Annotated in this window: 1 protein-coding gene; it reads left to right on the top strand. The window is 71.3% G+C overall.

Annotated features, from left to right (window positions below):
- Positions 1-1,079: polyketide synthase dehydratase domain-containing protein (locus ACZ60X_RS43905; RefSeq protein WP_469611460.1), on the top strand; the 1,079-nt coding region annotated here is incomplete at both ends.

Here is a 1,079-nt window from a genome sequence, read left to right as displayed (position 1 = left end):
ACCGCCCTCACCCACGCCTGGACCCACAACACCCCCACCACCAAAAACAACAACACCACCACCACAACCCACCCCCACACCCCCCTACCCACCTACCCCTTCCAACACCAGCGCTACTGGCTCGAAGCAGCGGCCGGGACGACGGGTCTGGAAGACGCCGCATCGGCGGGGCTGGACGACACCGCCCATCCGCTGCTCACCGCACTGGTGGAACTGCCCGAAGGCCAGGGAGTGGTGGCGACCGGCCGCATCGGCGTGGAGAGCCATCCCTGGTTGGCCGGATACACGCTGCAGGACACGACGGTCCTTCCCGCGGTCGCGGTGCTCGACCTCGTGTTGGCCACCGGCGGCCGTCTGGGACTGCATCACCTCGACGAGCTGACGTTGGACAAGCCGCTCGTCCTGCCCGAGGAAGGCGGGGTGGATCTCCGTGTTCAGGTGTCCGGCGCGGACGAGGGCGGGAAGCACAACGTCCGCGTGCACACCCGGCAGGCCGATGGCTGGACCCGGCGTGCCACCGGTGTGCTGAGTGCCTCCGGCGGGACCGTCGAAGCCGGCCCGGGCCAGGTCGCCGGGACGGCCCCCGAGCAGTCGGCCAAGCGGCTGGAGGCAGCCGGGTACGACCACAGCGGGGCGTTCGAGACCGTCCGCGGGCTCTTTGGGGAGTACACGGAGACGGCCCTCGCCGAGGGCACTGCCGCCGAGGGGTTCGGATTCCATCCGGCGTTGTGGGCCCCGGTGCTGGACGGTGTGCTGGCCGGTGAGGAGGGACAGGCCGTACTGCCGAGCCGGTTCGCGGACGTGACGCTGCACGCGACCGGTGCCGCCGCGGCGAGGATCCGGCTGTCCCTCCGGGCGGACGGCACTCTGGGCGCGGAGATGACGGACCCGACCGGTGCGCCCCTTCTCGTCGTCGGCGCGATCGCAGGCCGCCCGCTCACTTCGGGGGACTTGACGGGAGCTGCGAGCGGACCGCTGACTTCGCCGTTGGCGGTGGAGTGGGTCCCGGTCACCACGACCGACCCCACCACCACACCACCCCCCTACACCACCTTCACCGTCACCGCCGGCACCACCAC

It is taken from the genome of Streptomyces sp. NPDC104106 (assembly GCF_055584345.1).
Note: the sequence above shows the minus strand (reverse complement) of the source record. Positions and strands in the feature narration are given on the sequence as shown.